The sequence below is a fragment of the Kosakonia sp. SOY2 genome, from assembly GCF_027109175.1.
Classification (GTDB): domain Bacteria; phylum Pseudomonadota; class Gammaproteobacteria; order Enterobacterales; family Enterobacteriaceae; genus Kosakonia.
In genome coordinates, this window is the sequence record NZ_JAPVXH010000003.1 from 59,252 (window position 1) to 78,650 (window position 19,399).

The window sequence follows — 19,399 nt, forward strand, 5'->3', positions numbered from 1 at the left end:
GGGTGACCTGCAGGTTAATTAACGACGACCTTCAGCAATGGCGGTTACGGCCTGCAGTTCTGCGGCTTCCTGCTCTTGCTGTTCCTGGCGCTCACGGACGTCGAGGATCTGGTTGTTGATCAGACCTTCTTCGATTTCGCGCAGCGCGATAACGGTGGTTTTATCGTTTTCTTCCGGGACTAACGGATCTTTACCGCCAACCTGCATCTGACGAGCGCGACGCGCGGCGACCAGCACCAGGTCAAAACGGTTACCAACTTTCTCTACAGCGTCCTGAACAGTTACGCGTGCCATACTTAAAATGCTCCACAGGTGAAGAAATGACTGGGCATGATACTGAAACCAGGCTCAGTCTGCCAATAGTTTGCTGATTAAAGCGTCATGTCGCTGCTTTTGGCGGCTCATGCGCAGACGTTCGGCGCGAATAATGGTTTTCAGATCGCCCAACGCGGTATCGAAATCATCATTCACAATCAGATAATCATATTCCGCGTAATGGCTCATTTCCGCAACTGCCTGCGCCATACGTTTCGCAATGACCTCTTCGCTATCCTGGCCGCGCCCGCGCAAGCGGCGATCGAGCTCCAGCTTCGACGGCGGCAGAATAAAGATGCTGCGCGCCTGCGGCATTCGGGCGCGAATTTGCTGCGCACCCTGCCAGTCGATATCAAGAAACACATCTACGCCGGTTGCCAGCACTTGCTCAATGGCTGCGCGCGAGGTGCCGTAATAGTTACCGAAGACTTCGGCATGCTCAAGAAACGCATCCTCGCCAATCATGGATTTAAATTCATCATGATTAACAAAGAAATAGTGTTCACCGTGCACTTCACCCGGACGCGGAGCGCGCGTGGTGTGCGAAACAGAAACCTGCGTATCGTATAACGGTTGGGTTTTTAGCAAAGCCTGAATGAGGCTTGATTTACCCGCGCCGCTAGGGGCGGAAACAATATAGAGCGTGCCTTGAGCCATGAGAGTCTTTTGTATGTGAATTGCGAAAGGAAACTTACATACGTGCCTATTATACACATTGCCGCTATGTGACGTAGCCTTTGTCACACTTTTTCCCGCTGAGTTTGACATTTTGCGGCCTGCTTTCCTGTTTTATTTGCAAATTTTCACAGCAACCGTGAATTGCCGGAACCCTCCTCGCAATCTCTCTCTTTCCATGTCGTCAGTACTGCGTAGGCCACGCTATAACAGCGGCGCTATCACAAGGAGAAGGGACAATGTGGAAAAGAACCGGATTCGCGGTGTGTCTGTTGCTATGGAGCCTGTCCAGCCCGGCGGTTTGCCCTGTCTGGTCACCATCAAGAGCGCAAGACGAGGTTAACCGTCTTCAACAACAGCTTGCCCGGTGGAATGAGCACTACTGGAAGCAGGGAGCAAGCGAGGTAAGTGACACGGTTTACGACCAGCTCAGCGCACGGCTGGCGGCGTGGCAACGCTGTTTTGCGCTTGAACCAGCCAATTCAGCACCTGTCTTACCCGGCGGCAGCGTGAAACATCCTGTCGCACACACAGGGGTACAAAAACTGGCGGGTAAGCAAGCGCTGCAGCGCTGGATGTCAGGAAAAACCGATCTTTGGGCGCAACCAAAAGTGGATGGCGTCGCGGTGACATTAGTCTATCGCAATGGTGAACTGACGCAGGCAATCAGTCGCGGCGATGGTCTGGCTGGTGAGGACTGGACGGCAAAAATACGCGCTATCCCATCGATCCCTGAAAAGGTGAGTGGTGCGCTGGCGAACAGCGTATTGCAGGGTGAACTGTTTTTACGCACGGAAAACCATATTCAGAAACAGGCCGGTGGGCTTAACGCCCGTGCAAAAGTAGCCGGTGCGATGATGCGACGCGATGAGTCCGCCATTCTCAATGATTTGGCGTTTTTCGTCTGGGCATGGCCAGACGGCCCCGCAACACTGGCGCAAAAGCTGGTGGAACTCAGCAAAGCCGGGTTTAGTGACGAAATGCAATACAGCGTGCCAGTGAGCACGGTAGAAGACGTCGAAAACCTGCGCAGCCGTTGGTTTACCTCTGAATTGCCTTTTGTCACCGATGGCGTGGTGGTGCGCTCGGGAACCGAACCCGCGGGAAATACGTGGCTACCGGGGCAGGGTAATTGGGTGGTGGCATGGAAATATGAACCGCCCGAGGAAATTGCCACCGTAAAAGATATTCAGTTTGCCATTGGACGCACCGGTAAAATCTCCGTGGTGGCTCTGCTGGAACCGGTGCAACTTGATGACAAACGCGTCCAGCGGGTCAATTTGGGTTCTGTCCGGCGCTGGCAAGAACTGGATGTTGCGCCTGGCGATCAAATCGCTGTCAGCCTTGCAGGACAAGGGATCCCGCGCATCGACAGTGTGGCGTGGCGTTCACTTGTTCGCGATAAACCTGTCCCACCAGCGCCACGTTTTACCGCGTTGACCTGCTTTTATGCCTCTGCAGAATGTCAGGAGCAATTCATTGCCCGCCTGGTGTGGTTGAGTTCGGCAAAAGCGCTGGGGATTGAAGGGGTTGGCGAAAGTGGCTGGCGGGGGTTGAATCAGGCGCATCACTTTGAACATCTCTTTTCATGGCTGGCGCTGACAAAAGAGCAATTACAGTCGACGCCCGGCATTTCGCCGGAACGCGGTTTACAGCTCTGGCATCGCTTTTCGCTGGTACGAGAAAAACCGTTTATCCGCTGGCTTATTGCACTTGGAACACCGTTACCGCAGCCTGCTCTGAAAGTCACTGGCGACACAACGTGGCAGCAAATGCGCACGCGTAACGAAAAAGAGTGGCAACGTTTTCCGGCAATAGGTGCTGAAAAAGCTCGCCAGATTGTTGCCTTTATGCATGCTCCCGAAATTGAAAAACTTTCGGTTTGGTTGCGAGAACAAGGAATAAAGGCGTTTCAGTGAGTGCTGTGCTTGTAGTGGAACACGGGTAAGCCGAGCTTCCAGCGGATAGCCAGTAATCGCGTAATGAAGCCAAACAACAACGTTGCAATTACCACCATATCGTGGCTGGGAACCATATGACCAAGGACGATATAGAGTACGGCGGAGGCGAAGGCGATCCCGGCGTACAGCTCTTGCTGAAAGACCAGCGGGATACGCTTACAAAACATATCCCGCAACACACCGCCGAACACGCCGGTGACCACAGCGGCAATCACGGCGATAACCGGGCCTTCACCCATGTCGAGAGCAATCTGCGCACCGATAATGGAAAATACCACCAGCCCAAGCGCATCAAGCACCAGAAACAGACGGCGCAGATGCGGCATCACCGGCGCGAAGATCGTCGTTAATACTGCCGCGACGGCAACAATAACGACATATTCCGGGTGCTTTACCCAGCCGAGCGGGTAGTGCCCAAGCAGGATATCGCGTACCGATCCGCCGCCCAGCGCCGTTGCTGTGGCGATAATTATCACGCCAAAGGTATCCATTCTGCGACGGCCTGCCGCCAGTGCGCCGGTCATTGCCTCGGCCGTGATACCAATCAGATAGAGAATATGTAACAGCATGCCCGCTCCCGTAAATCAGAAGCGGCAGGGTAGCGATTTATATACAGGCAGACGATTGAGATTTTCTAAGGTGCGTTGTTTTGGATAAGTTTGACTAATGCGATGTGGATGATTTGAATTTTTTTATGTTATTGATTTTGTTATTTAAATAGAGATTATGATTGTTGATAAACGGCAGTGATTAATAAAAGTAAGCATAAGTTAATTACAGGCGGCGTGATAAATAAAAAGGCCCAGCTGGGCCTTTTCAACATGCTGCAGAGAGATTACTCGATGTTCTGAATCTGCTCGCGCATTTGCTCAATCAGGACCTTAAGCTCGATAGCGGAGTTAGTTACCTCTGCGTTAATCGACTTGGATGCCAGCGTGTTCGACTCACGGTTGAACTCCTGCATCATAAAGTCGAGACGGCGACCCACCGCTTCTTTTTTCTTCAGAATGTTGTAGGTTTCTTTAACATGCGCTTCAAGGCGATCCAGCTCTTCGGCGACATCGATGCGCTGTGCCATCAGCACCAGTTCTTGCTCAAGGCGATTATTCTCAAGCTGCACCTGCGCCTCTTCCAGCTTGGCGACCAGGCGTTCGCGTTGCCATTGCAGGATTTCCGGCATATGGGCGCGGACTTTGCTGACTTCGGTGCTCACGCCTTCCAGACGCTGTTCGATCAGCCCTTTCAGCGCCTGGCCTTCAGTTTCACGGGCGACGATAAAATCATCCAGCGCGCCGTCAAGTGCGGCGAGGATCTGCGCGGCGATGGCGTCCAGATCCTGCTCTTGTGCAGCCATTACGCCTGGCCAGCGCAGAATATCAACCGGGTTGATTTCCCCTTCGTCGCTCTGCATTTTGACCCAGTTCGCCGCATTCACCAGCTGTTTAGCCAGTTTTTCGTTCAGGATCAGTTCGCCCTGCGCACTGGCATCAGGCTCAAAACGGAGATTACACTCCACTTTACCGCGCGTCAGACGGCTACGGAGACGTTCACGGACAACCGGCTCGAGGCTGCGAAATTGCTCCGGCAGGCGGAAGTAAGTTTCCAGATAACGCTGGTTAACCGAGCGCAGTTCCCAGGAGGCAGAGCCCCATTCACCCTTGATTTCACGCCGGGCATAGGCGGTCATACTGCGGATCATAGACGTTCCCGTTTTCAAAGAGAGATGCGGGGATTATAGCTTTCGTGGCCTTATCAGGATAGGAATAACCTTGGTAAGCCAGTATAATGCGCAGCCACATTCGATAAGCCGGAGAAATTATCATGCGTCCAGCAGGCCGTAGCGCCAACCAGGTGCGCCCCGTCACCCTGACCCGTAATTACACAAAACACGCAGAAGGCTCCGTGCTGGTTGAATTTGGTGATACCAAAGTGCTGTGCACCGCGTCCATCGAAGAGGGTGTTCCGCGCTTTCTGAAAGGTCAGGGCCAGGGCTGGATCACCGCCGAATATGGCATGTTGCCGCGCTCGACTCACACCCGTAACGCGCGTGAAGCCGCGAAAGGCAAGCAGGGCGGGCGTACCATGGAAATCCAGCGCCTTATCGCTCGCGCGCTGCGTGCGGCGGTTGATTTGAACGCGCTGGGCGAATTCACCATTACGCTTGACTGCGATGTCATTCAGGCCGATGGCGGCACGCGTACCGCGTCAATTACCGGCGCGTGCGTTGCGCTGGCGGACGCGCTTAACAAACTGGTTGCCGCCGGTAAGCTGAAAACCAATCCGATGAAAGGCATGGTGGCGGCGGTTTCCGTGGGTATTGTTAATGGCGAAGCCGTTTGTGATCTTGAATATGTGGAAGACTCCGCAGCCGAAACCGACATGAACGTGGTGATGACTGAAGACGGTCGCATGATTGAAGTTCAGGGTACGGCGGAAGGCGAGCCTTTCTCCCATGAAGAGTTACTCACCCTGCTGGCGCTGGCCAGAGGGGGGATCGAATCGATTATCGCGACGCAGAAGGCGGCGCTAGAGAATTAATTTTAAGGGCGACTGATGAGTCGCCCTTTTTTTTGCGCTTTATACTTCATGCGGCTTCTTTGTCGGCTGTTGCGAGTCATGCCTGCGCTATTCACCAGGTATGATTTACGTGGTCTGCGCGAGGTCGCGCGACATATGTTGCGTAATCTGTAAATAATGAAAAGTGAGATGAGGAGCGGATCCATGAAAGCGTATCAGCGTCAGTTTATTGAATTTGCGCTTAACAAGCAGGTACTGAAGTTCGGCGAGTTCACGCTGAAATCCGGGCGCAAAAGCCCCTATTTCTTCAACGCCGGGCTGTTTAATACCGGGCGCGATCTGGCTCTGTTAGGACGTTTTTACGCCGAAGCGCTGGTGGATTCCGGTATCGATTTTGATCTGCTGTTTGGCCCGGCTTACAAAGGTATTCCTATCGCGACCACCACGGCCGTAGCGCTGGCGGAGCACCACGAGCGTGATGTGCCTTATTGCTTTAACCGTAAAGAAGCCAAAACCCACGGTGAAGGTGGCAATCTGGTGGGCAGCGCCTTGCAGGGGCGTGTCATGCTGGTGGATGACGTGATCACTGCCGGAACGGCGATTCGCGAATCGATGGAAATTATCCAGGCTAACGGCGCAACGCTTGCCGGCGTGCTGATCTCTCTGGATCGCCAGGAGCGTGGTCGCGGTGATATTTCGGCAATTCAGGAAGTAGAACGTGATTATGGCTGCAACGTGATTTCGATTGTCACACTCAAAGACTTGATCGCCTACCTCGAAGAGAAACCGGAGATGGCCGATCATCTCGCCGCTGTGCGCGCCTATCGCGAGCAGTACGGCGTTTAAATGTATTCCCGGCAGGCGACTGCCGGGTCCGTTTTACACCAGCTTCGCGCCCTGAGTGTTTACATAAAGTGAATAGACCGAGGTGCTGGAAGCCATAAACAGGCGATTGCGCTGTTCGCCGCCAAAGCACAAGTTAGCGCAGCGCTCCGGCAGGTGGATCATTCCAATCGCTTTACCTTGCGCATTGAACACGCGCACGCCGTCCAGCTCCTCGGTACCCATTCCCCACCCGCACCACAGGTTGCCATGCACATCGATGGCGATGCCATCTGCCGTGCCGTTACCGCAGTCGATATGTACCCGCCGGTTTTTAAGCTGATTACCTTCGATATCCCACGCCAGAATTAAGCGATTGGGCGTCGCGCGGCTTTCCACCACAAACAGCGTTTTTTCATCCGGCGAGAAGCAGATGCCGTTTGGCCCTTTAACATCGCCCAGCACCACTTCCAGCTTGCGGGTTTCAGGATCCAGGCGATAAACGTTTTGCGGCAACTGCGGGGTAGCTTTATGCCCTTCATAAAAACCGGCAATGCCAAATGGCGGATCGGTAAACCAGATGGAACCGTCGGATTTCACGGCAATGTCATTCGGTGAATTCAGCGGCTTGCCGTCGTAGCTGTCTGCCAGCACGGTGATGGTGCCGTCGTATTCTGTGCGCGTAATGCGGCGGGTATCGTGCTCACAGCTGATTAGACGCCCTTGTCTGTCGCGAGCGTGGCCGTTGGCGTTATTGGAAGGCTGGCGAAAAACGCTGGTTGTACCGGTGGCTTCATCCCAGCGCATGACCGCGTTGTTGGGAATATCGCTCCACAACAGCATGCGGGTATCGCCAAACCAGACGGGCCCTTCTGCCCAGCGGCATCCGGTCGCGATCTGCTCTACTTTGGCGCTGGAAACCATATAGTCGCGAAAGCTGTCATCCAGCGCCACGATGCTGGGATCGGGGTAGCGGGCTGAGGGTGCCCATGCGGCGATACTCTTCTGGCTTAGAAGCAGTGATGCGGTGGCGATACCGCTGAGTTTAAGCAGTTCCCGACGTGATGTTGCCATCAAGCGTCTCCTTATTTGTAGGGTTTTTATGAGGATATTTCGCTTAAGTGGAAAGATACTGCCAGAGGGAGGGTAGGGGATCCGCGACGCCACAACATCTGGCATCTTAACGAATTACGTTGGGCTTTTTCACAGAGTGCGGGGAAATGAGAATGCAGCCGCAAGGGCTGCATGAGGAATTACTGTAATTGTGCGGCCAACAGCGGCCAGCGGGCGTCGAAATCTTCGGTCGGGCTGTATTTAAACTCGCTGCGCACAAAACGTGACAGCATCCCTTCGCAAAACGCCAGCAGCTGGCTTGCCAGTAACGTTTCATCGGTCGCGTAGGCTTCGCCTTCGCGCATCTTGCGTTCGCGCAGCACCTGGCGCAGCTGCGCTTCAATGCGTTCGAACAGCTGGCTAATGCGCCCTTGCAGGCGGTCTTGTTCGAACATTAGCGCATGGCCGGTCATAATGCGTGTCAAACCCGGATTACGTTCACCAAAACCCAGAATCAGCAGCACAATCAGACGCAGACGCGCGGTTGTGTCTTTCTCGTCTTTTAAAATCAGGTTGATACGGGTAATCAGGCTATCTTCGATAAATTCAATCAGGCTGTCGAACATGCGCGTTTTACTGGGGAAGTGGCGGTACAGCGCCGCTTCAGAAACGCCAACGGACGCCGCCAGTTTTGCCGTCGTAATACGCTGGCTTCCATCGCTGGATTCCAGCATCAGCGCCAGAGATTGAAGTATTTCCTCGCGACGATTCCTTTTCGCAGTTTGTTTTTCTGCCATGTTCCAAAATACCCCTGAAAATAAGCACTTGTCAGGCGAGCAACCACAGGGCGGCCGCAAACGGAGTGCGTTTGCGGTGATGTTATCGCGTTATTTCGCCGTGTGATGCGTTAAATAGGGCTGCTTATTGGCGCCCGGAATGGCCGAAGCCGCCTTCGCCGCGCTCGGTCGCGTCAAAGGATTCCACCAGGTTAAATTCTGCCTGAACGACCGGCACAAAGACCATTTGCGCGATGCGTTCACCCGGCACGATGGTAAAGCTGTCCTGGCCGCGGTTCCAGACGGAAACCATCAATTGCCCCTGGTAATCCGAGTCAATCAGCCCCACCAGGTTGCCCAGCACGACGCCATGTTTATGGCCCAGACCGGAACGCGGCAGAATGACCGCAGCCAGTGTTGGATCGGCAATATGGATTGCCAGACCGGTCGGCAGCAACGTCGTTGCGCCAGGCGCCAGCTCTACGGCGTCATCGAGACAGGCACGCAGGTCAAGTCCGGCAGAACCGGAGGTGGCATATGTCGGCAGCGGGAATTCCTTGCCAACGCGCGGGTCCAGAATCTTAACGTCGATTTTTTTCATCATAACGGGTAACGATCTCGTCCAGTAATAGGTGTCCCAGAAGTTCTTTGCGCTCCAGCGGCAAGCGTTTGTCGCCATCCTGCCAGAAAAGGTGTAATGCATTGTTGTCGCTGTTAAATCCCTGATTCGATTGCGAAACATCGTTGGCGCAAATCAGATCCAGATTTTTGCGGGCGCGTTTTTGCCGGGCATATTCTTCCACATTATTTGTTTCGGCAGCAAACCCAACAACATAAGGTCGGTGAGCAGAAAGTGCGGCAACGCCAGCGACGATATCCGGGTTTTTCACCATTTTTATCGTGATTTCATCGCCTTGCTTTTTGATTTTTTCTTCAGCGACGCTGGCGGCGCGATAATCCGCAACGGCGGCGCAACCGATAAAAATATTCTGCTGCTGAACGCGGCTCTGGACCGCAGCCTCCATCTCCAGTGCCGTAGTCACATCCACACGTTGTACCAGCGGCGGCGTTGCCAGCGAGACAGGGCCGGAGACCAGCGTGACATTCGCACCACGACTTGCAGCAGCGGCGGCAATGGCGAAGCCCATCTTACCGGAACTGAGATTAGTGATGTAACGCACCGGATCTAGCGGTTCACGCGTCGGACCGGCGGTAATCATGATGTTCAGATGTTGCAGATCTTTGACCGGCGAGAAATGCGCGGCGGCCATATCCACAATGGTCAGCGGATCGAGCATTCTTCCAGGACCAACATCGCCACAGGCCTGGCTGCCGCTGTCCGGGCCCCACAGCAACAGCCCGCGCGAGGCCAGCACCTGCAAATTGTGCTGGGTGGCGGCGGCGCGGTACATCTGTTGATTCATCGCGGGAACAACGGCGACAGGCGACGGTGTGGCAAGGCAAATCGTGGAGACCAGGTCGTTTGCCATACCGGCAGCAACGCGGGCGATCAAATCCGCGGTGGCGGGGGCGAGAATCACTAAATCAGCCCATTTGCCCAGCTCAATATGGCCCATTGCCGCTTCAGCGGCGGGATCAAGCAGGCTGTCAGACACCGGATAACCGGAAACGGCCTGCAGGCTCATCGGCGTAATAAAGGCTTTTGCCGCCTCTGTCATTGCGACACGGACTTCTGCTCCGCGATCGCGCAAACGGCGCACCAGTTCGGGCGCTTTATAGGCCGCAATACCGCCGCTCACGCCGAGGACAATCTTTTTACCCGCCAGACTGATCATGATTCTTTCCTGTTGGATTTCACCAGAAGCTGGGCATTTTATCACAATCCTGGTGTTGTCGTGTTGTTGCCCATAAACCACTTTGCGAGGCACTACGCAGAGATATGACTCCCTGGTCGAAGCGAGATGGCAGCTATGGCAGCATTGGCGGGAGCGAAGGAGAAATGAATATGGATATTGTTTTTACGCCCCAAAAACCGCGTGAAAAAATGATGAAGTTCGGTATTGAGTCACTGACTGACGTGGAACTGCTGGCGCTTTTTTTGCGCACCGGAACACAGCGAAAAAGCGTGCTCACCGTCGCGCGTGAAATGCTCAAGCAGTTTGGTTCGTTGTATACGCTGCTCTCCGCCGATCTTGATGATTTTAAAGAGGTGCATGGCATTGGCCTTGCCAAATACGCTCAACTGCGGGGTATCGGCGAACTGGCGCGGCGCTATTATAATGCGCGCCTGCTGGAAGAGAGCTCACTGCTGAGCCCGGAAATGACGCGCGAGTTTTTACAAAGTCAGCTTGCGGGCGAAGAGCGCGAGATCTTTATGGTGATCCTAATGGATAACCAGAACCGGATACTTAAACATTGTCGGCTTTTTACCGGCACGATTAACCAGGTTGAGGTGCATCCGCGAGAAATTTTGCGTGAAGCGTTAAAAGTCAATGCGGCCGCCGTGATCCTCGCGCATAATCATCCCTCTGGTAACGCTGAGCCGAGCAAAGCGGACAGGCAGATCACTGAGCGGGTAATAAAATGCTGCCAGTTCATGGACATCCGAGTGCTCGATCATCTGGTTATTGGTCGCGGTGAGTACGTTTCTTTTGCCGAACGTGGCTGGATTTAGACCACTTTGCGCGATCCATCGGGATCTTTGTCTGTTCGGGACTTGAGCACACCGCCGACTCAGCGTATACTACGCCACCTTTGAGAATCTCGGGTTTGGCATTTGGGCCTGGCAATCGAGAGTTCACATAGAACTGCGATGACCGGGCTGTAAAGCCTGACGAGGCGCCGATACCCCATACGAAGCTCGAGCTAATTTGATTTTTGGAGAATAGACATGTCCCGAGTCTGCCAAGTTACTGGCAAGCGTCCGGTGACCGGTAACAACCGTTCCCACGCACTGAACGCGACTAAACGCCGTTTCCTGCCGAACCTGCACTCTCACCGTTTCTGGGTTGAGAGCGAAAAGCGTTTTGTCACCCTGCGTGTATCTGCTAAAGGTATGCGTGTAATCGATAAGAAAGGCATCGATACAGTTCTGTCTGAACTGCGTGCCCGTGGCGAAAAGTACTAAGTACTTAAAGGATATAAATCATGGCTAAAGGTATTCGTGAGAAAATCAAGCTGGTTTCTTCCGCTGGTACTGGTCACTTCTACACCACCACGAAGAACAAACGTACTAAGCCGGAAAAACTGGAACTGAAAAAATTCGATCCAGTTGTCCGTCAGCACGTGCTGTACAAAGAAGCTAAAATCAAATAATTTTAGTTTTCTTGCACAAAAACCCCGCTCTGTCGGGGTTTTTGCATTTCTGACCACCCATAAACCGGAGACGAGATGCCTGAATTACCCGAAGTCGAAACCAGCCGCAGAGGTATTGAACCGCACCTTGTTGGCGAAACCATTCTTCATGCGGTGGTGCGCAACGGGCGATTGCGCTGGCCGGTTTCCGAAGAGATCCACAGCCTGAGCGACAAACCGGTACTGAGTGTTCAGCGCCGCGCTAAATATTTGCTGCTCGAATTGCCCGACGGCTGGATCATTATTCACCTTGGCATGTCCGGTAGCCTGCGCATTCTTCCCCATGAGTTACCTGCTGAAAAACACGACCACGTCGATTTGGTGATGAGCAATGGCAAAGTGCTGCGCTACACCGATCCACGTCGTTTTGGCGCGTGGCTGTGGACGAAAGAGCTGGAAGGCCACAATGTGCTCGCGCATCTCGGCCCGGAACCGCTCAGCGACGCTTTCAACGCTGAATATTTCCAGCAGAAATGCGCGAAGAAGAAAACCGCCATTAAACCCTGGCTCATGGATAACAAGCTGGTGGTCGGCGTGGGAAATATCTACGCCAGCGAATCGCTGTTTGCCGCCGGGATCCATCCCGATCGGCTGGCTTCGTCACTCTCGGCGCAGGAGTGCGAAATTCTGGTGCGGGTGATCAAAGCGGTGCTGCTGCGCTCTATCGAACAGGGCGGAACCACGCTAAAAGACTTTTTACAAAGCGACGGTAAACCGGGCTATTTCGCCCAGGAGTTGCAGGTATATGGTCGGGAAGGGGAACCGTGTCGCGTCTGCGGCACGCCGATTGTTGCCGCAAAGCATGCACAGCGCTCAACGTTTTACTGCCGACGCTGCCAGAAATAAGAACCAGAAAGCTTACTTAAGCTTCTCTAACAGCGCCTGGTGAACGTCAGGCGGCAGGAAGTGGGTGACATCGCCCTGATGGCGCGCCACTTCTTTGACCAGCGTGGACGAGATAAACGACCACTCTTTCGACGGCATAAGAAAGACGCTTTCCAGCTCCGGCATCAGGTGGCGGTTCATATGGGCCAGTTGCATCTCATATTCGAAATCCGCTACCGCCCGCAAACCGCGAATAAGGATATTTGCCTGCTGGGCGCGGGCAAAATTGGCCATTAAATCGCTAAACCCCACCACGGAAACATTCGGTAGATGTGCCGTCGCTGCTTGCGCCAGTGCCACGCGCTCTGGCAGGTCAAACAGCGGTTTTTTGCTTGGGCTGGCGGCAATCGCTAACACCACCTCATCAAACATCGTGGCGGCGCGGGTCACAATATCAATATGCCCGTTAGTGATGGGGTCAAAGGTGCCGGGATAAATCGCTTTTGTGCTCATCGCTTATTCTTTCTCTGAATAACCGTGGTTCAGCGCCCACAGCTCGGTGTATTTATTGAAAGTATACTGCGCATTAACCACTGCCAGCAGCCAGCCCTGTTTGCCATCCAGCACGCCGCCGCGCAGTAACAATGTTTTGACGAAGGCGCCCAAAGTATGCACGAAAATTCCCGGTAGCGACGTTTTTTTACCGCGCTGATGGCGTTCCTGCGCCCACGCCGTGGCGTAATTGAACTGTTTACGCTGAAAGCTGGCGAAATCCCGGCAGGTCAGATGCAGCAAATCACCACTGAGCGCAATGACCGGCGCTTGCGGCGCATCCAGCGATTCATGCACCAGATTACCGTTGTACTGATAGCGCTCGCGCTCGTACAGGCGGGTAACGCGATCCGGATACCAACCACTGTGGCGCATAAAGCGGCCAAGGAAATAGTTACGGCGGGCAATGCTGTAAACGGCGCCCGGCTGCGGTGCGGCGAGTGTCGCGCGAATGTGCTCTGCGAGTTCCGGAGTGACGCGCTCGTCGGTATCGAGCATCAGGATGTAATCGCCGCTGGCGTAGCGCTGTGCCATCTGGCGCTGTACGCCGTAACCCGACCAGTCAGTATGGGTGAAGACTTTGGCGCCCGCGCGGCTGGCAATGCCCACTGTATCGTCGCTGCTGCCGGAATCCAGCAGCACAATTTCATCCGCCCAGGCAACGGATGCCAGACAATCGGGCAGCAGATCCGCCGCGTTTTTGGCGATCATCACCACCGACAAACGTTTGGACATTAATGGCTCCGCTGAGGCAAATACGGTTGCAGAAGTTGCAGCAGGCGCGCCAGCGCGCCCTGGTTCTGGTGCAGCACTTCCACCGCGTGGCGGCCGTACCATAAACGGTAATCTTCATCCGTCAGCAGGGTCGACACCTCTTTCACCAGCGAATCCGCATCGGTGACGGTGATCAACCCTTCCGCTTCCTGCAGACGTGCGCAGATATCTTTGAAATTAAACGTATGTGGCCCCATCAGCACGGGAATCGCGTGCGCGGCGGGCTCCAGCGGGTTGTGGCCGCCGCGTTCAACCAGGCTGCCGCCGACAAACGCCAGATCGGCGATACCATACAGCAACATCAGTTCACCCATCGTGTCGCCGATCACTACCTGTGTGCTGCTGGAAGGGATTTCGCCCGAGCTGCGCAAGGTGTAGCTGAAACCGGCTTTCTGCGCCAAATTGCGCGCATCCGGGAAGCGTTCCGGGTGGCGGGGGACCAGAATCAACAGTAAATCAGGGAAGGTTTCCAGCAGCTTGCGGTGCGCCTGTAAAATAATCGCTTCTTCGCCGTCGTGCGTGCTGGTAGCAATCCACACCTGGCGGCGTGGTGCCCACTGGCGGCGCAGCGTTATTGCGCGTGCAGCGAGTTCTGGCGTTACGGAGATATCAAATTTCAGGCTGCCGGTCACGGTCAACTGGCTGCGCTTTAAGCCTAATTGCAGAAAACGGTCGGCATCTTCCTGGTTTTGCGCGGCAATTAGGGTGATTTTGCTCAGCAGGCGGCGCATAAATTTGCCCAACTTGCCGTAACCTTTTGCCGAGCGTTCTGACAGCCGTGCATTAGCGATAACCAAGGGGATTTGGCGCGCTTTCAGCGCGGAAATCATGTTCGGCCACAGTTCGGTTTCCATCACGATCACCAGCTTTGGGCGAACATTGTTGAGAAAACGGTTCATGGCGCAGGGCAGATCGTAAGGGAGATAAACATGATGTACGTCTTTGCCGAACGCCGACATCACCCGTTCCGAGCCGGTTGGCGTCATGGTGGTCACAGTGATGGGCAGCGAAGGGTAGCGATGGCGCAGTGCGCGTACCAGCGGGATCGCCGCCAGCGTTTCTCCTACGGAGACGGAATGCAGCAGAATACCGTCCGGCTTCACTTTGTTACGACAAAAACCATAGCGTTCAGCCCAGCGTTTGCGGTAAGCGGGGGCTTTGCGGCTGCGAAGTAATAATCGCAACCACACCAGAGGCTGAATTAAGTAAAGCAGGGTGGTATACAACAATTCCAAGCGACTATCCGTTTTTTTAAGATTCGGCGGGCAAATTCTAAGCATTTAGGGCGGCTAAAGCTATACCTTTCCGGCCTGACAGGGTAACGGCTTACCGCCACCCCTTCAAAGCAGCGCTAAGTTTATCAGCCACTGTCTGCCAGCCATAACCAGCAAGGGTTTCTTTCCGGGCATGCAGGGCTACCGACTGGAGGTCCGCCCGATTGAGCGTTGCCTGAATATCTTCTGCCATCGAGGTTGTTGAGAGTGGTTCCCGCATTACAAATCCGGTTTTCCCGTCGATAACAAATTCTGAAATTCCGCCGCGAGGGCTGACCAGTACCGGGATGCCGGAGGCCATGGATTCAAGCGCCACCATGCAGAATGGCTCTTCAAAGCGAGAAGGCACTACGGTTAAATCGCCGATTGCGTAGACCTTGTGCATATCTGCCGGTGCAACGCTACCCGCGAGAATACACTTACTGCCCATGGTCTGAGCCATCTCACGAATCTCTTTTTGATACTTCGCTCGCGGGCCACTACCGTTCGCTTTTGGATCGCCGACAATCACCAGTTTTAGCTGTTGCCCGGACTGATTCAATTGATGCACGGCCCGCATCAGTTCCAGCGGTCCCTTTTCTGGCGACAACCTCCCGGCATAAAGAATCACAGTATCGGTTTTAGTCAGGGCAAACTTTTCTCGTGACCAGCGATCGCCATCAGCGTAAAGTTCGACATCAATACCATTAGGCACAACTTTTACATCTGCACCGGGAACCTTTTCTTTGTACCAGCGAGCCAGAAACTGGCTGGGAACAATAATCTTTACCGCACTGGTTAGCTTGTCGGTATCCTGCATATTGTGCATATGTAGAATCATGTCCTGTTCAGGATAATAGCGCGCAGCCGTCGTATAAAGATGAATCGAATTATGCACGATCAGTGTTTGCCGTTCAGCTCGCAGGCTACGAGCTCGACGAACCAGTCGCCATGCATAAGAAAGTGGGTCCCAGCGGGTCCATTTTTGAAAAATACGTTTGTAGATGCGGCCAATACCAATGCGGTAGATCGAACAATGCGGGGTGATACTTTCTTGCTGCACTTCGCCTTTACGGATACAAATAATTTCTGTCGAAACGTGCAACCTGGTGGCTACGTTATAGACCCACCACTCCACCGCAGCGGCATGGCGAGGCGGGATTGAATGGATTGGCGGAACGGTAAATATGAGTGATTTTTTCATTATCAATTTTGCCGTAGCAGATGATGAATAATGCGGGAAATCTGTTGTGCGCGGTGATCCCAGGTGAATGTTTTCGCCAGCTCCAGCGCTGCATTCGCGCGTTTTTGCGCTTCATCTCTATCATCGACTACGCGCTGGAGTACGCTCCCCAGCTCTTCACTGTTTTCGCTTTCGACGAAAAAGACGCTTGATTCATCCACGACTTCACGGATTGACGGTAGGTCGGCAATCACAATTGCTTTACCCATCGCCATATATTCAAATAGTTTAAGTGGTGAGGTATATCGGCTGGCAATGCTGGTTTTGGTCAGTGGCAAAATGCAAATATCATGGCGGGCTATCTCGTGGAAGCGCTGGCGTGGATTCACATAACCGAGAAAATCGATTTTAGCTGCCACACCTTCCTGCTGTGCCAACGCGGAAAGCGTTGTGATCTGTTCCGCGTTACCTCCTGCAATTGTTAGCTTTGCGCCGGTTACGTGACGCATTGCGCTGATAGCTGTTGGGATACCTTTCCAGGGATGGAGGCTGCCGAGATAAAAAATTGATACGGGTATAGAAGGTAACTGTGAGACTGTCTTCAGTGCCTCATTTGCTGCCACGCTGTCCACGCCGTCGGGGCTAACGATACAAGGAGTATCGACGTTGTAGTGGCGGCGAATATCCTCTTCAAGGAAAGACGTCAAGACAACAATTGCCGCCGCATTCTGGTAAACAAAATGCTCATTTTCCAGCAGAATCTGGTACTTGCGCTGGTTCTTTGCTTGGCTGAGATCATGAGACTCCTTAAAACTCTGAGCAAATATCTCGTGGCTTTCAAAGATAACCGGAATGCCCAGCGTCTGGCTGAGCAGGAAACGGGCCATTTTTAGATTACGAGTATAAATTGCATCGACGGGGTTGCGCTTCAGCCAGCGGCAGACCATTAGAAAAAATATTTTCTGAGTATTAAAAGGAAAATACCATTTTCCACGTGGGTCATTTAAAGGTGAGAAAACGACGCCTTCCGAAACGGAGCGACCCAGTAGACTTTCAACCGAGGTATGGCTGGGGGGCGTAACAATAAAGACTTGCATATTGTGTCGCGCAAAAGCGTCCACATTCTGCAAAATTTGCAGTGATGCAACGCGGATGTCCGGCACCGCATAGGGATCGATATAGGCAAGTTTGATCATTGGTCGAGCGCCGAAAGTAAACGTTGAGCTGAGTGGTGCCAGGTGTAGAGATTTTCGATACGCTGACGTGCGTTATGCCCCATTGTCCGACGGTGTTCGCCGTCTTCCATCAATTTACGGATGGCATCAGCAATTGCTTCAGGGTGGCCAGGAGAAACCAGCAATCCAGCTGAGCCTTCATTGCCAATCACTTCCGGAATACCACCAATATAGCTACCTATCACGGGTAATCCGCAAGCCATCGCTTCAGCAATAGTAATACCAAAAGCTTCATCGCCAGTGCTGGGGAAAATACCTGCATCACCGCTTCTATAAAACGCTGGCAGAGCTGAATGCGCAACTGGCTCGTGGAAAATAACCTGTTTGTCCACACCAAGAGCCCGAGCTTGTGCCTGTAGTTTTGTCAGTTCTTCACCATTACCAACAATGAGAAAGCGTACCCGCTCGTCCTGCAATAGCGCCAGTGCTTTCAAAACGTAATAAAGGCCTTTCCACCCGACAAGCCGCCCGGCAAAAACCAGTAAAAACTTGTCATCATCAATGTCCAGCGCCCGACGAATACTACCAGTTGCAGGAGTAAACTTATGGATGTCCACACCGTTATAAATCACATGCGGGAAGTGCTTAAAGTGATGCTGAATCTGCCAGGCATTAAATTCACTACATGCCACCCAGGCGTCAATTCGTTTACCCAGGCGGCGATCAAACCTAAAAAAACTGGTGCCTCCACTCATATAGCAGAAACGCGTCTTGCTGGACGCAGGCATCAGATGTGGCCAAAAGAAATCGAAAGGTTTAGTAAGAATGACCCAGTCCAGATCATCTTTCACTACCGCTTTTCGGGCATGCCGTGCCATAGAAAGGCGTTCAACGATTCGCTGGAACCGGCGTCCGAGATTAATCACCTTTTCTCGTGGTGTAAAAGGATAGGTTCGTACGGTAATTGCATAACTCGCAACATCATGGCGAATGTCCCCTTCTCCTCCATAAAGAAATACCTCATGACCAAGGTCAGCCAGGGCTTTTGCAAGTTCCCAGACTGCAGTTTGGATGCCTCCATAAGAAGTTGTTATGGTCACATCCACAAATCCAATTTTCATTAGCTTACCTTTAGATCAATGTGTTTCGCGAGCAGCGTATTGACCGCATTCCAGACAGTATCAACATCAATCTTTGACATTGGCTCTTCACGGCTGGCGTCAGAATAGTCAACAGGATGTTCGATAACAACCAGACCAGGGTGCTGTTGTGGCGAAAGATACCTGCCTGGATGGAAGGCGTGGTACATCGCTACCATTGGGATACCCAAGGCACCAGCAAGATGAGTAGGGCCGGTATCCACACCCAGATAAAGAGAAAGCTGGCTCATCACCGCTGCGTTTTGTCTCATTGTCAGCTTCCCTGCGAGCGACGTGGCGGAGGAACCCAGTTCAGAGGCCAGTGCAGCAGCGGTAGTTTTTCCTTCAGGCCCGCCTAATAAAAGTATATGACTGTCGGGATATGCCTGTAACAGACGGTTCGCTATCTCCTTAAAAGAGGAGATCGGCCAGTCTCGATAGGCCTTTGCAGGAAAGCTTTGCAATTGAAAACCGATCAAACGCTTACCACGCAGATTGTTTTTAGTCAAAAACTGGCGTGCAGAGTCCAGTTCTTGTGGCGTAACACAATAACAGAGGCGCCAATCGGTGATCTCAACGCCGACGGCTTGAGCTAGCAACGCTCGTTCCTGCTGGGCTGGCATTAACTGTTTCGGCGGGGTTACCGTGCACCAGTTGGCGTTACCAGTTTCGTCAGAGAAAGAAACCGTCAGTGTGGAAACGCGCTTGGCGTACTCCACCAGTGCATCATCACTACCGTATACCAGCGCCAGATCATATTGCCGGCGGTGGAAATATTTCATCCATGCCGCTTTTTTCTTGGAGAAGGGGCGAACAGTATTCACCCAAGGTAGATTTTCGATCACCGAGGCTGTTTTTTTATGCGCGAACACATCCAGTATGGCCGTAGGCCACTTCGTTTTTAATGCTTTTAATACCGGTGTTATTAATAAAGTGTCGCCAAAGCGAGCAATGTTTATGACAAGGATTTTTTGGGGCTGCATAAGCGGACCTGCTATCACACTTTTTCACATTGTACACTAGCGGCTACAGATGAGTCACGGTAGGAGTAGCCGACTATCGTG

22 protein-coding genes are annotated in these 19,399 nt (G+C 53.2%); 7 read left to right on the plus strand and 15 right to left on the minus strand.

What is annotated here, in order from left to right; genetic code table 11:
* Positions 1-18: 18 nt before the first annotated feature.
* Entirely contained in the window at positions 19-294 is a 276-nt protein-coding gene (gene rpoZ, locus O3S68_RS17175; RefSeq protein ID WP_007369481.1) for a DNA-directed RNA polymerase subunit omega, read from the minus strand.
* 54 nt (positions 295-348) lie between these two features.
* Positions 349-972, minus strand: a complete 624-nt coding sequence (gmk, locus tag O3S68_RS17180; RefSeq protein WP_020455761.1) for a guanylate kinase — start codon at positions 970-972, stop codon at positions 349-351.
* Positions 973-1,229: 257 nt separating this feature from the next.
* Here gmk and ligB point away from each other — a divergent pair, with 257 nt between their 5' ends.
* Positions 1,230-2,909, plus strand: coding sequence for an NAD-dependent DNA ligase LigB (gene ligB, locus O3S68_RS17185; RefSeq protein WP_269232063.1), 1,680 nt, complete (start codon positions 1,230-1,232; stop codon positions 2,907-2,909).
* On the opposite strand, the gene O3S68_RS17190 is transcribed toward ligB, so the two are convergent.
* Both O3S68_RS17190 and O3S68_RS17195 read right to left on the minus strand, forming a co-directional pair.
* A complete protein-coding gene (locus O3S68_RS17190) occupies positions 2,903-3,520 on the minus strand; it encodes a trimeric intracellular cation channel family protein (protein WP_269232064.1) in 618 nt (205 codons plus the stop codon). The two genes, ligB and O3S68_RS17190, sit on opposite strands and share 7 nt — an antisense overlap.
* Positions 3,521-3,786: 266 nt before the next feature.
* Complete coding sequence (locus O3S68_RS17195) at positions 3,787-4,650, minus strand: YicC/YloC family endoribonuclease (protein WP_020455758.1); 864 nt, start codon at positions 4,648-4,650, stop codon at positions 3,787-3,789.
* 122 nt (positions 4,651-4,772) lie between these two features.
* Here O3S68_RS17195 and rph point away from each other — a divergent pair, with 122 nt between their 5' ends.
* Positions 4,773-5,489, plus strand: coding sequence for a ribonuclease PH (gene rph / locus O3S68_RS17200; RefSeq protein WP_017458165.1), 717 nt, complete (start codon positions 4,773-4,775; stop codon positions 5,487-5,489).
* Between the two features lie 183 nt (positions 5,490-5,672).
* Entirely contained in the window at positions 5,673-6,314 is a 642-nt protein-coding gene (gene pyrE, locus O3S68_RS17205) for an orotate phosphoribosyltransferase (RefSeq protein WP_097406395.1), read from the plus strand.
* Between the two features lie 33 nt (positions 6,315-6,347).
* On the opposite strand, the gene O3S68_RS17210 is transcribed toward pyrE, so the two are convergent.
* From O3S68_RS17210 to coaBC, 4 genes are all read right to left on the minus strand, one after another.
* Positions 6,348-7,364, minus strand: a complete 1,017-nt coding sequence (locus O3S68_RS17210; protein WP_269232065.1) for an SMP-30/gluconolactonase/LRE family protein — start codon at positions 7,362-7,364, stop codon at positions 6,348-6,350.
* Between the two features lie 179 nt (positions 7,365-7,543).
* A complete protein-coding gene (slmA, locus tag O3S68_RS17215; RefSeq protein WP_017458168.1) occupies positions 7,544-8,140 on the minus strand; it encodes a nucleoid occlusion factor SlmA in 597 nt (198 codons plus the stop codon).
* A 124-nt stretch (positions 8,141-8,264) separates the two neighbouring features.
* Positions 8,265-8,723: a dUTP diphosphatase gene (dut, locus tag O3S68_RS17220; protein ID WP_045507484.1), complete on the minus strand. Its 459-nt coding sequence runs from the start codon at positions 8,721-8,723 to the stop codon at positions 8,265-8,267.
* The gene (coaBC, locus tag O3S68_RS17225; protein WP_025263794.1) at positions 8,701-9,912 is read right to left on the minus strand and encodes a bifunctional phosphopantothenoylcysteine decarboxylase/phosphopantothenate--cysteine ligase CoaBC; all 1,212 of its coding nucleotides are present in this window, start codon (positions 9,910-9,912) and stop codon (positions 8,701-8,703) included. The genes dut and coaBC overlap by 23 nt, the downstream gene beginning before the upstream one ends.
* 173 nt (positions 9,913-10,085) lie before the next feature.
* On the opposite strand from coaBC, the gene radC reads away from it, so the two are divergent.
* The 4 genes from radC (at position 10,086) to mutM (ending at position 12,280) form a co-directional block, all read left to right on the plus strand.
* Positions 10,086-10,754 carry a RadC family protein gene (gene radC / locus O3S68_RS17230; protein WP_269232066.1) on the plus strand — a complete coding sequence of 223 codons (669 nt, stop codon included), beginning with the start codon at positions 10,086-10,088 and terminating at the stop codon, positions 10,752-10,754.
* 216 nt (positions 10,755-10,970) lie between these two features.
* Positions 10,971-11,207 (plus strand): 50S ribosomal protein L28, encoded by a 237-nt coding sequence (gene rpmB, locus O3S68_RS17235; protein ID WP_002436699.1) that lies wholly within the window; start codon positions 10,971-10,973, stop codon positions 11,205-11,207.
* A 20-nt stretch (positions 11,208-11,227) separates the two neighbouring features.
* Positions 11,228-11,395, plus strand: a complete 168-nt coding sequence (gene rpmG / locus O3S68_RS17240; protein WP_003024094.1) for a 50S ribosomal protein L33 — start codon at positions 11,228-11,230, stop codon at positions 11,393-11,395.
* Positions 11,396-11,470: 75 nt separating this feature from the next.
* Positions 11,471-12,280 (plus strand): bifunctional DNA-formamidopyrimidine glycosylase/DNA-(apurinic or apyrimidinic site) lyase, encoded by an 810-nt coding sequence (mutM, locus tag O3S68_RS17245; RefSeq protein ID WP_045507493.1) that lies wholly within the window; start codon positions 11,471-11,473, stop codon positions 12,278-12,280.
* A gap of 12 nt (positions 12,281-12,292) precedes the next feature.
* Here mutM and coaD read toward each other — a convergent pair whose 3' ends face one another.
* The 7 genes from coaD to O3S68_RS17280 all read right to left on the minus strand — a co-directional run bounded on the left by coaD (position 12,293) and on the right by O3S68_RS17280 (position 19,318).
* A complete protein-coding gene (coaD, locus tag O3S68_RS17250; RefSeq protein WP_020455751.1) occupies positions 12,293-12,772 on the minus strand; it encodes a pantetheine-phosphate adenylyltransferase in 480 nt (159 codons plus the stop codon).
* A 3-nt stretch (positions 12,773-12,775) separates the two neighbouring features.
* A complete protein-coding gene (locus tag O3S68_RS17255) occupies positions 12,776-13,546 on the minus strand; it encodes a glycosyltransferase family 2 protein (RefSeq protein WP_269232067.1) in 771 nt (256 codons plus the stop codon).
* On the minus strand, positions 13,546-14,820 hold the full coding sequence (gene waaA, locus O3S68_RS17260; RefSeq protein WP_020455749.1) for a lipid IV(A) 3-deoxy-D-manno-octulosonic acid transferase: 1,275 nt from the start codon (positions 14,818-14,820) through the stop codon (positions 13,546-13,548). Before waaA ends, O3S68_RS17255 begins: the two co-directional genes overlap by 1 nt.
* Positions 14,821-14,911: 91 nt before the next feature.
* Positions 14,912-16,042 (minus strand): glycosyltransferase, encoded by a 1,131-nt coding sequence (locus tag O3S68_RS17265; RefSeq protein WP_269232068.1) that lies wholly within the window; start codon positions 16,040-16,042, stop codon positions 14,912-14,914.
* Between the two features lie 2 nt (positions 16,043-16,044).
* Positions 16,045-17,217: a glycosyltransferase gene (locus O3S68_RS17270; protein WP_269232069.1), complete on the minus strand. Its 1,173-nt coding sequence runs from the start codon at positions 17,215-17,217 to the stop codon at positions 16,045-16,047.
* Positions 17,214-18,317, minus strand: coding sequence for a glycosyltransferase family 4 protein (locus O3S68_RS17275; RefSeq protein ID WP_269232070.1), 1,104 nt, complete (start codon positions 18,315-18,317; stop codon positions 17,214-17,216). Before O3S68_RS17275 ends, O3S68_RS17270 begins: the two co-directional genes overlap by 4 nt.
* A complete protein-coding gene (locus O3S68_RS17280; protein ID WP_269232071.1) occupies positions 18,317-19,318 on the minus strand; it encodes a glycosyltransferase family 9 protein in 1,002 nt (333 codons plus the stop codon). The genes O3S68_RS17275 and O3S68_RS17280 overlap by 1 nt, the downstream gene beginning before the upstream one ends.
* Positions 19,319-19,399: the final 81 nt, after the last annotated feature.

Coding starts and splice junctions, on each gene's coding strand:
- rpoZ (WP_007369481.1), bottom strand. CDS start 294: ATGGCACGCGTAACTGTTCAGGACGCTGTAGAGAAAGTTGGTAACCGT.
- O3S68_RS17255 (WP_269232067.1), bottom strand. CDS start 13,546: ATGTCCAAACGTTTGTCGGTGGTGATGATCGCCAAAAACGCGGCGGAT.
- ligB (WP_269232063.1), top strand. CDS start 1,230: ATGTGGAAAAGAACCGGATTCGCGGTGTGTCTGTTGCTATGGAGCCTG.
- O3S68_RS17275 (WP_269232070.1), bottom strand. CDS start 18,317: ATGAAAATTGGATTTGTGGATGTGACCATAACAACTTCTTATGGAGGC.
- O3S68_RS17265 (WP_269232068.1), bottom strand. CDS start 16,042: ATGAAAAAATCACTCATATTTACCGTTCCGCCAATCCATTCAATCCCG.
- mutM (WP_045507493.1), top strand. CDS start 11,471: ATGCCTGAATTACCCGAAGTCGAAACCAGCCGCAGAGGTATTGAACCG.
- radC (WP_269232066.1), top strand. CDS start 10,086: ATGGATATTGTTTTTACGCCCCAAAAACCGCGTGAAAAAATGATGAAG.
- rpmB (WP_002436699.1), top strand. CDS start 10,971: ATGTCCCGAGTCTGCCAAGTTACTGGCAAGCGTCCGGTGACCGGTAAC.
- coaD (WP_020455751.1), bottom strand. CDS start 12,772: ATGAGCACAAAAGCGATTTATCCCGGCACCTTTGACCCCATCACTAAC.
- O3S68_RS17195 (WP_020455758.1), bottom strand. CDS start 4,650: ATGATCCGCAGTATGACCGCCTATGCCCGGCGTGAAATCAAGGGTGAA.
- O3S68_RS17270 (WP_269232069.1), bottom strand. CDS start 17,217: ATGATCAAACTTGCCTATATCGATCCCTATGCGGTGCCGGACATCCGC.
- O3S68_RS17280 (WP_269232071.1), bottom strand. CDS start 19,318: ATGCAGCCCCAAAAAATCCTTGTCATAAACATTGCTCGCTTTGGCGAC.
- dut (WP_045507484.1), bottom strand. CDS start 8,723: ATGATGAAAAAAATCGACGTTAAGATTCTGGACCCGCGCGTTGGCAAG.
- O3S68_RS17190 (WP_269232064.1), bottom strand. CDS start 3,520: ATGCTGTTACATATTCTCTATCTGATTGGTATCACGGCCGAGGCAATG.
- rpmG (WP_003024094.1), top strand. CDS start 11,228: ATGGCTAAAGGTATTCGTGAGAAAATCAAGCTGGTTTCTTCCGCTGGT.
- rph (WP_017458165.1), top strand. CDS start 4,773: ATGCGTCCAGCAGGCCGTAGCGCCAACCAGGTGCGCCCCGTCACCCTG.
- slmA (WP_017458168.1), bottom strand. CDS start 8,140: ATGGCAGAAAAACAAACTGCGAAAAGGAATCGTCGCGAGGAAATACTT.
- gmk (WP_020455761.1), bottom strand. CDS start 972: ATGGCTCAAGGCACGCTCTATATTGTTTCCGCCCCTAGCGGCGCGGGT.
- pyrE (WP_097406395.1), top strand. CDS start 5,673: ATGAAAGCGTATCAGCGTCAGTTTATTGAATTTGCGCTTAACAAGCAG.
- O3S68_RS17210 (WP_269232065.1), bottom strand. CDS start 7,364: ATGGCAACATCACGTCGGGAACTGCTTAAACTCAGCGGTATCGCCACC.